This window comes from Deinococcus pimensis DSM 21231 (assembly GCF_000519345.1).
Lineage (GTDB): Bacteria > Deinococcota > Deinococci > Deinococcales > Deinococcaceae > Deinococcus_A > Deinococcus_A pimensis.
Genome location: NZ_KI912625.1, coordinates 95855 through 97672 on the forward strand (window position 1 = coordinate 95855; position 1818 = coordinate 97672).

The window sequence follows — 1818 nt, forward strand, 5'->3', positions numbered from 1 at the left end:
CGCCGCGCTTCAGGCGCGCCATCGCCTCCTGCGGGGTGAGCCGCGCGAGCGGCGGCGCCTCGCCGTCCCCGTCGAGCTCCAGCCGGGACGTGCGCCTCAGGGCCTCCCCGCTGAACTCCAGCCGTTCGCGGCCCTGGTAGTTGTCGCGCTTCAGGTGCGCCGCGAGGTCCTGCTCGCCGCGCGGCAGGGCCTTCTCGCCGTGCTTCACGCCGCGCGCGGGCCCGAAGCGGAACTGCAGCGACTCGCCGCTGCGACCCACGAGGCGCGTGTCGGTGAGCTCGCCGCGCAGCCACCACAGGGGCGGGCGGTGCCCCTCGCCGTACGGTTCGAACGCCTCGATCTCCTTCGTCAGGGACAGCACCGCCGCGCCCGTCGGGAGGGCCGCGTCGAGCCGGTGGACGGGCACGGGCGTCGGGAAGGTCCGCGCGTACTCGTGCAGACGATCCCGGAACTTCGGGATGTTCTCGCCCTCGATCGCGAAGCCCGCCGCGCCGGGGTGCCCGCCGAAGCGCTTGAGGAGGTTCGCGGCGTGCCGCAGGCCGCCCACGGCGCTGATGCCGGGCGTGCTGCGCACCGAGCCCTTGCCCTGCGCGATGATGTACACCGGCTTGTAGTAGGTCTCCAGCAGCTTCGCCGCGACGATCCCCATGATGCCCGCGTGCCAGCCTTCCTTCGTCACGACGATCGCGGGGTCCGTGGGGTCCACGATCGCGAGGGCCTCCTTGAACATCTGGTCCTGGATGACGCGCCGCTCGTTGTTGCGGGTGTCGAGGTACAGCGCGAGCTCCTGCGCGCGGCGCGGGCTCCCCGTGGTGAGCAGTTCGAGCGCGAGGTCCGCCTCGCCGAGCCGTCCGGCGGCGTTGATGCGCGGCGCGAGGATGAACGCCACGTCACGCGCGCTGGGCCGCGTGACGCTCTTCGTGCCCATCAGGGCGCGGATGCCGGGGTGGACGCTCTCGGGGAACTGCTCCAGGCCGCGCTGCACGAGCGCGCGGTTCTCCCCGACGAGCGGCGCGACGTCCGCGATGATCCCGATCGTGGCGATGTCGGCGTACTCCACGGGTTCCCCGAGGCCGAGTTCCTCGTGGACGGCCCACAGCAGGTGGTACGCGACGCCCGCGCCCGTGAGGTTGTGCAGGTCGTGATCGTAGCCCGGCGTGAGGGCGGGGTGCACCACGAGGCAGTCCGGGAAGTCCGGGCCGGGGCTGTGGTGGTCCGTGACGATGACGTCCACGCCGCGCGCGAGGATGTCCCGCACCTCCGCGAGGTTCGTGACGCCGCAGTCCACCGTGACGAGCAGGTCGCAGGCGGCGGCGTGCTCCTCGACCCTGTCGGGGTGGACGCCGTAGCCCTCGTTGAGGCGGTGCGGGATGAAGCCGTGCACGTCCGCGCCCTGCGCGCGCAGGCCCAGGACCAGCACGGACGTGGCGGTCACGCCGTCCGCGTCGTAGTCGCCGTGGATGCGGATTCGCTTGCGGGCGCGGATGGCGGCCACGATACGCCCCGCCGCCTCGCGCAGGGCGGGATTCGGGGAGAGCCGGCGTTCGGGCGTGAGGTGTTCCGGGTGGAAGCCACGCGCGTGGATGACCTGCGCGAGGGGCGGCGACACGCGGAACTCCTGCATGACGCGCAGCAGCTCCTCACGGCTCGCGGGTCGGGAGAGCACCCAGCGGGCAGGTGGGGGCGTCACAGCGCGCCTCCGCCCGCGAGGGGCGCGCCCGGGACGTCGGCGAGGACGTCCACGTCCTCGTCCTGCCCGGTGAGGCCGGGCGTGACGGGCGCCTTGAGCTTCGCCTGCAGCGTGGCGCCCAGCTGCGC

The 1818-nt window shown here is 73.5% G+C and carries 1 protein-coding gene; it reads right to left on the reverse strand.

From position 1 onward, the window contains the following. Positions 1 to 1690, reverse strand: a 1690-nt coding sequence (gene recJ, locus DEIPI_RS28100) for a single-stranded-DNA-specific exonuclease RecJ (protein WP_045233539.1), incomplete at its 3' end; no start/stop codon positions are given. Positions 1691 to 1818 lie beyond the last annotated feature (128 nt).